Source organism: Lysinibacillus sp. BF-4, assembly GCF_000743635.1.
GTDB lineage: Bacteria > Bacillota > Bacilli > Bacillales_A > Planococcaceae > Metalysinibacillus > Metalysinibacillus saudimassiliensis.
Map to the genome: position 1 here is coordinate 44987 of NZ_JPUW01000013.1, position 7730 is coordinate 52716.

General features: G+C 41.2%; 8 protein-coding genes. 4 read left to right on the forward strand and 4 right to left on the reverse strand.

Annotated features, from left to right (window positions below):
• Nucleotides 1-73 precede the first annotated feature (73 nt).
• The 4 genes from CH76_RS06445 to rbsK are packed head-to-tail and all read left to right on the forward strand — an operon-like array spanning nucleotide 74 to nucleotide 3887.
• On the forward strand, nucleotides 74-1204 hold the full coding sequence (locus CH76_RS06445; protein ID WP_235190368.1) for an amidohydrolase: 1131 nt from the start codon (nucleotides 74-76) through the stop codon (nucleotides 1202-1204).
• Nucleotides 1205-1217: 13 nt separating this feature from the next.
• Nucleotides 1218-2327 (forward strand): mandelate racemase/muconate lactonizing enzyme family protein, encoded by a 1110-nt coding sequence (locus tag CH76_RS06450; RefSeq protein WP_036144386.1) that lies wholly within the window; start codon nucleotides 1218-1220, stop codon nucleotides 2325-2327.
• Nucleotides 2324-2995, forward strand: a complete 672-nt coding sequence (locus CH76_RS06455; protein ID WP_036144389.1) for a hypothetical protein — start codon at nucleotides 2324-2326, stop codon at nucleotides 2993-2995. The genes CH76_RS06450 and CH76_RS06455 overlap by 4 nt, the downstream gene beginning before the upstream one ends.
• A 16-nt stretch (nucleotides 2996-3011) precedes the next feature.
• Nucleotides 3012-3887, forward strand: coding sequence for a ribokinase (gene rbsK, locus CH76_RS06460; protein ID WP_036144391.1), 876 nt, complete (start codon nucleotides 3012-3014; stop codon nucleotides 3885-3887).
• A 26-nt stretch (nucleotides 3888-3913) separates the two neighbouring features.
• On the opposite strand, the gene CH76_RS06465 is transcribed toward rbsK, so the two are convergent.
• The 4 genes from CH76_RS06465 to CH76_RS06480 all read right to left on the reverse strand — a co-directional run.
• Nucleotides 3914-4624, reverse strand: a complete 711-nt coding sequence (locus CH76_RS06465; protein WP_036144393.1) for a Fe-S oxidoreductase — start codon at nucleotides 4622-4624, stop codon at nucleotides 3914-3916.
• A 211-nt stretch (nucleotides 4625-4835) separates the two neighbouring features.
• Nucleotides 4836-5795: a multidrug resistance efflux transporter family protein gene (locus tag CH76_RS06470; RefSeq protein WP_036144395.1), complete on the reverse strand. Its 960-nt coding sequence runs from the start codon at nucleotides 5793-5795 to the stop codon at nucleotides 4836-4838.
• A gap of 78 nt (nucleotides 5796-5873) precedes the next feature.
• The gene (pepT, locus tag CH76_RS06475) at nucleotides 5874-7097 is read right to left on the reverse strand and encodes a peptidase T (protein WP_036144398.1); all 1224 of its coding nucleotides are present in this window, start codon (nucleotides 7095-7097) and stop codon (nucleotides 5874-5876) included.
• Nucleotides 7094-7730: lysoplasmalogenase (locus CH76_RS06480; protein ID WP_152553298.1), on the reverse strand; the 637-nt coding region annotated here is incomplete at its 5' end. The genes CH76_RS06480 and pepT, both read right to left, overlap by 4 nt.

Below are 7730 nucleotides of genomic sequence, written 5' to 3' on the forward strand. Positions count from 1 at the left end.
GTTTTTTGTTATTTTTACGAATAGTGCGAGGTCATGTATAATGAAAATTACAAAAATAAGAGGTGTGAAACGCTTGGATATAAAGCAACGCAACGAAGAGATTTTGAAGTGGTTTAACCACTTCCATACACATGCAGAAATTAGCTGGCAGGAATTTAATACAACAAAAACCTTAGCGTCATTTTTTGAAGCACAAGGCATTACACATTATACATTTGAGGATGTAACAGGTGTTATTGCCGAGATTGGTGAAGGCGAGGAGGTTATTGCGGTACGCGCTGATATTGATGCACTGTGGCAAGAGGTAGATGGGGTGATGCAAGCAAATCATTCATGCGGGCATGATGCTAATATATCAATGGTACTTGGTGCAATGCTTGAGCTACGTGACATGCCGCTACAAAAACGCATTCGTTTTATCTTTCAACCAGCAGAAGAAACAGGCGGCGGTGCATTAGCTATGGTAGAGCGCGGTGTGATGCAGGATGTTACGCATTTATTTGGTGTGCACTTACGTCCACAAGATGAACTACCACTAGGTAAAATTGCGCCTGCAATTTATCATGGTGCAGGTGCATTTTTACAAGGTACAATCAAGGGGGCAGACGCACATGGCGCTCGCCCACATCAAGGGAAAAATGCGATTGATGTATTAGTAGCCATTCATCTGCTAACAAAGACCGTTTATATTAATCCAGCCGAGACGTACTCGGTAAAAGTAACGAAAATGGTAGCAGATGGCGGTAGCGTTAATATTATCCCTGGAGCCGCACAATTTTCATTAGATGTGCGTGCACAAAAAAATGAAGTGCTTGATCAGCTTATCGCTAAGTTAGAGCATGGTTTGCAAAGCATTCAAGCACAGTATGAGATTGATATGTCGTGGGATTGGGATGACATTACGCCAGGTGCAGAGGTAGCTGAAGAAGCATTACAGCTAGCGGCAGCGACAATTACAGAGACCTTTGGTGAAGAAGTATTAGCGCCAGCCATTGTAACGCCGGGTAGTGATGACTTTCATTTTTATACGATTAAATGTCCACATGTAAAAGCAGCGATGATTGCGATTGGTGCTAACTTAACACCAGGCTTACATCACCCACAAATGACATTTGATCACCATGCATTATTTGACGGTGCAACAGCCGTCGCTGCTACATTACGCAAGGCAGCAACGATTAAACAACTAGAGACAGTAAACTAAAGGAGCTATCCCCATGAAAATTGCAAAAATTGATATTCACCTAATTGACTTACCTTTAATCGAGCCATTTATTATTAGCTACGGCACTTATCCATCAATGCCCTCTATCATTGTTAAATTAACGACGGAATGTGGGCTTGTAGGCTGGGGTGAGGCGGTGCCTGATGAGCATGTAACAGGTGAGTCACCCAATTCAACTTACGCGCTACTACAACATCAATTAGCCCCACGTCTAATTGGCGAAAACCCAATGAACTTTGAACGTATTCATACTATTATGGATGCGGCAATGCTAAATGTACCTGCAGCAAAGGCAGCGCTTGATATTGCGTGCTTTGATGTAACCGGTAAAAAATTAGGCGTACCTGTGTACAACCTTATTGGAGGACGCTACCACGAAAAATTTCCGATTACACATGTGCTGAGCATCGGTACACCAGAAAAAATGGCAGATGAAGCGGCTCAAAAAATGAGCGAAGGCTTTACATCATTTAAAATGAAGGTTGGTACAGAAGTAATGAAGGATGTCGCACGCATTCAAGCAGTTCGTGCACGTGTCGGTGAGGATATTGCGATTCGTGTTGATGTTAATCAAGGATGGGTAAATGCAGCAAATACGCTACGCGGTGTCGAAGCATTAAAGTCAGCAAACCTGGATTGGTTAGAGCAACCCGTTAAAGCAAGTGATATTGATGCGATGGTCGAGGTAAAGGCAAAGAGTACAATCCCAATGATGATTGATGAGGGTTTAACCGGTGTGCGTGATATGCGTGAAATCATCGCAAAAAATGCGGCACATAAAGTCAATATTAAGTTAATGAAATGTGGCGGGATTTACCCAGCTTCTAAACTAGCATATATGGCGGAGATGGCAGGTATTGAGTGTCAAATTGGCTCAATGTTAGAGTCGTCGATTGGTTCTGCTGCAGGTTTCCATGTGGCATTTTCTAAAAAAATCATTACAAGTGTTGAGCTAACAGGACCACTGAAGTTTACAAGTGAGATTGGTGACTTGCATTATGATGTGCCGTTTATTCAATTAAATGAAAAACCAGGACTTGGTGTAACAATTGATGAGCAGAAGCTTGCGGCATTAACAGTAGCGCAGGTAACTGTACAATGATTAGCACGGGTACACTAGGTGCAACACGTTATATGGTACGTCGCTTAACGGTAGCTGATATTGCACAAATTGAAGCGGTGCAAAAAGATGTTGTGGCCGCATTAGAAGACAAGGCGATTTTACAACCATTAGACCGTAGTGAACTCGAAAATATATTAGGTGGCAATGGCGTAATGCTGGGTGCTTTTGTTGAAGATATGTTAATTGCCTTTCGCGCCTTACTAGATCCGTTAGATGACGATGAGCATTTAGGTCGAGATGGTGGGCTTGCAGAGCCGCAATTATCAAGCGTCATTTATCAGGAAGTTTCTAATGTACACCCAAGTTACCGTGGCTACGGGTTACAAAAAATATTAGCCTCATTAATTATGAATGAAGTAGATACTAGCCGTTACCAATATGTTTGTGCAACGGTTATGCCATTTAATATTGCTAGCCTTAAAGACAAGTTTGCACAAGGGCTTAAAATTGTAGCACTTAAGCTAAAATATGGCGGCAAGTTGCGTTATGTGTTTATGAAGGATTTAATCGGTGAAAAGATACAGTATACAGTAGCCATTGAGGTTGCAATGAGTGACACAGCAAAGCAACAACAATTAATTTGTGATGGCTATGTAGGTACAAGCATGCGCTTAGCTGATGAATGGGTAGTACGCTACGAAAAATAGTTAAGGGGTGAGCAAGATGGCAAAAATTTTAGTTGTAGGCAGTATTAATATGGATACTGTGTACCATGTACCACATATTGTGCAACCAGGCGAAACATTGCATAGTACAAGTGTAGCAACATACTTTGGTGGTAAGGGAGCTAACCAAGCCGTTACAGCAGGACAGCTTGGCGCAGATGTTTATTTTGTAGGCGCAGTAGGTGAGGATGCAAACGGTGCGTTAGCCATCTCTAATCTAGAGCGCAAAAATGTGAAGACAGTATTTGTCGAACAGCAAGGTATAACAGGACAGGCAATTATTCAAGTTGCACAAGACGGCGAAAATGCTATTATTTTAGTGCCAGGAGCTAATCACAGCATTACACCTGAGCAATTAGATAACGTTTGTGATTGTGTAGAGTCAGCTGATATTTTACTGCTTCAGCTCGAAATCCCAATGCTAACCATTGAAAAGGCAGTTGCGCTTGCGACTAAATCAGGTACACGTATTATTTTAAACCCTGCACCCGCACGTCCATTAACGGATGAGGTGCTACAACGTGTTTCTGTGCTCACACCTAATGAAACAGAGCTAGCCCTATTGACTGGTTTTTCAATTACATCAGAAGAAAGCCTTAAACAAGCTTGTCAGCAATTATTGCACAAAGGTGTAGCAGCAGTTGTTGTAACTCTAGGTAGCAATGGTTCATTTTATATGACAAACGAAACCTCGGGCTATATTAGCGCACAAGCTGTAGAGGTTGTAGATACAACAGGTGCAGGAGATGCTTTTAACGGTGCTTTAGCCGTAGCACTTGGCGATCATAAGCCGCTTCAAGAGGCAATCACATATGCTACGAAAATTGCGGGCTATGCGGTTACACAGCAAGGCGCGCAACCATTGATTAAATAAAAAAGATGCCTAAGTTGGCATCTTTTTTATTTGAGTGGACAATAGCCACAAGCCATAAGTCCAGGCATGTCTTTAGAGAAGCAACATGTTTTACGGACAGGCACATTAACGAGTGCAGAAGGACTTTGACCACCTGTGTATTCTGCCCACCAAGATTTATTCGAAAATAATGCCCATGTTGCAGGGTCTTCCAAAATTTCGATATCCTCCATGGCTTGGTCCGCAAGCCCGGGGTTTTCTAATAAAATATGATAATGCCATAGTAAGTAGCCAAAAAAGTTTTCCCAAATGGTGAGTGGCGAAATAGTAGTTACCTTGCGTAGTTGTTGTACAATTTCGTGCCCTTGTTTATATAAAATACTTTTTATGACACTTATGCGTTCGTCTTCATCTACATAACGCCAATCATTAGGATTTAAAAAAATACTAACGGTGTGCGCACCAAATTCTTCGGTAGCATCAAAACGAATATCCTCTAATTTGCCATCCCACACCTCATCATAAGCAGCTAGCATATAAAATTGCATAGCAAAAAACATACCATAGCGTCGACTAAAGTGAGAAACAGCCGCTGCTTCTGTAGGTGCGCTTGTAATGCCCATTAATAAATTACGGAAGTCTGTTAAATAAAAATCTTGTTTAATATTAGCTAGCGTAAATAATGTACGCTTAGGCTCGGTTGTATACATACTATAACTGTTTAATTGACGCACTTGATCCATCGTTAAAGCGGGCACAAAAAAACCTCCTAAATAAAAGTTTTTGCAAAACTGTTGACAATTTAATTGATAACAATTATCATTATCATTGTAAGAGTTACTCCTCAATTACAAAACGAGTGTAATGAGGCTGGACTTTAGCTACTTTTCTCCAGAAGTTCGCTAGTTCATGAAGTGCTCCCTAACCCCCCTCATATATTAGAGAGTACGTACAGTAAAAACTGTTCTATCAATCATCACGAACGATTGATAGAGCAGTTTTTTTATTGAGCAAAGCCGTATAGTAACTATGCAATAGCATACCACCCATAATAATCCCAATGCCAATTAATGCAAGCGTCGATGGCAGAGCAATTTGGAGTAGTAACATTTCACCGATAATAACAAAAATAATTTCCGTAGATTGCGTAGCTTCTACAGCGGCAAGTTTCCCTTGATGATGTTTAACGCGATTTGTAGCGATAAAAAATAATGTGGTCGCGATTACGCCTGAGCTGAGCGCAACTACTAATGATTGAACTAGCTGCAAGCTTGATGGTAAACCTACTGTAAAGAGTGCGTAGCCAGCCATAATAATCCAAGCGGGTAACGAGGCAACGGTCATGCCAAGTACGCGTTGAAAGGCATCAATATCCTCACTACATACTTGCATCATTTTACGATTACCTAAAGGATACGCAACAGCAGCAATAACTACAGGTACAAAGCTAAGCAGTAACATAGTGCCTGATACTTCATTCATTTGAGGAAGTTGAATAAGTACAATTCCAATCATAATGATGCCAGAAATAACTAAAGAGGCACGTGGAATGCTTTCGCGAAGGACGATGCCGTTGTGTATTGTGGTAAAAAGTGGCGCGAGCAAGATACCAGCAATAATTGTTAGTTGCCATGTGCCTGACACAAGCCAACCTTCACCGTAGCCAGCTGCAAAGGTTAGGGGCGCATAAAATAACACAAAACCTATAAAGCTCCAGCCAAGCCAAACGCGTGGTTGTTGGCGCATCTCCTGACGAAGTGGTCGCAATCCCTTACGCATAGCCACAATAACGATTAAAAAGGGTAGCATAAAAAAATATCGCAAAGAAGCGCTCCATAGCCAACTTCCACCATCTAACTCCATTGCACGATTTAAAATAAAGGTTACAGCAAAAAATAATGCAGAAACAATCCCGATCATAATTTCCATCGCGCCACCCCATTTACCTAATATTCAGAAATTATAACAAAAAAAGCAGAACGAAGTATATACCTCGTTCTACTTAACTTAGCGTGCTTCAAATAATTGAACGATCTCAATAATTACTTGGGTCGCTTTTTCCATTGTTTCGGCAGAGACGTATTCAAACTTGCCGTGCATATTTTCGCCACCCGCAAAAATATTAGGTGTTGGTAGCCCCATATAAGATAGTTGTGAACCATCTGTACCGCCACGAATCGGTAACGTGTTTGGCGTAATGCCAAGCTTATGCATTGCCTCGCTTGCAATATCGACGATTTCTTTTACAGGCGTAATTTTTTCGCCCATATTGTAGTACTGATCTTCTATTTCAATTTGGATGGCTGTTTCGCCGTAAGTAGCTTGCATAGCTTTTACGGTATCTTGCATAAATTTCTTTTTCGCTTCAAATTTTTCACGGTCATGGTCGCGAATAATATAGCTCATCTCAGCGTGCTCAATTTTACCGTTAAAGTCCATTAAATGAATGAAGCCCTCATAGCCTTCTGTTTTTTCAGGCACAGCATCTGCTGGCATTTGGTTTTGGAAAGCAATCGCTGTTGTAATAGCATTGACCATTTTATCTTTAGCAGAGCCTGGGTGTACACTAACGCCAGTTGTAGTAACTGTTGCCCCTGCAGCATTAAAGCTTTCGAATTGTAGCTCACCTAATGGGCCACCGTCCATTGTGTAGGCAAAGTCAGCATTAAAGGCAGCTACGTCAAATTTATGTGGGCCACGACCAATTTCTTCGTCTGGTGTAAAGGCCACGCGTAATGTACCGTGTTTAATTTGTGGGTTTTGCACAAGGTAGGCCATAGCTGTCATAATTTCTGCAATACCTGCTTTATCATCTGCACCTAATAAGGTTGTACCATCTGTTGTAATTAAAGTTTGCCCTACATAATTTTTTAGTTCAGGAAATTCTGAAGGTGACATTACTAAATCTGCATTTAATTGAATGTCGCCACCATCATAATTATTAATACGCTGTGGCTTTACGTTTGTGCCTGTATAATCTGTTGCTGTATCTACATGTGCTAAAAAGCCGAGCGTAGGTACTTCTTTTGTTGTATTGCTTGGCAGTGTGGCAAATAAATAGCCATGCTCGTCGAGTGTAATATCTGTTAAGCCAATTTCCTTTAGCTCATCACGTAATACGTGGAGTAAATCAAATTGCTTTTGTGTGGATGGTGTAGTTGAACTCGCTGCATCTGACTGTGTATCAATTTTGGTATAGCGAATTAAACGTTCGATGACTTGTTCTTTCATGATGAAACTCCTCCTTTGTATGTCGAGTTAATTGTATCACTTTTTGTAATGGCAGAATATTGTGAAACGCTTAGCGCAAATAAAAGTTGTGCTCCGTAATAAGTTAGCATCACGCCACTATGAGCAATAGTGAGCGGTGTAATGAAGCGGTCAATTGCTAAAATAGAGTCTGATAAAATAAATAAAAATGCGGCACTAATCGCAAGTGGTGAGCCTGTGCGAAAAGAGGTAATACCCATCGACGCAATGACAGTAATATAAGCAATCACAGCGAGCGCTAAAACGGTATCGCCTGTGGCGAGTACTGTACCTGCAATCCACCATATCATGAGCCCTGCATAAAGCGTTACAGCAAGTTTAATAGCTAATGGTGCACGTTGTTGCTTAGTGCGCATAAAAGCTACAATATAAAAAATATGACCCGTTAAAAAGAAGCTTAGCCCCACAATAAACCACTGCAAAGTGTAATCACCAATCATACAAAAAGTTAGACCAACAATGAGCCATTGATGATAGGGTGTGCGAGTTAGTGGTAGTCGAAGTGTATACGCAATAATTAGTAGCATCGGCAGTATTTTAACAGCTTTCCGAAAGAAGTCTCCCACCTCAAGGAACGTAAAGGGTATATCCCTG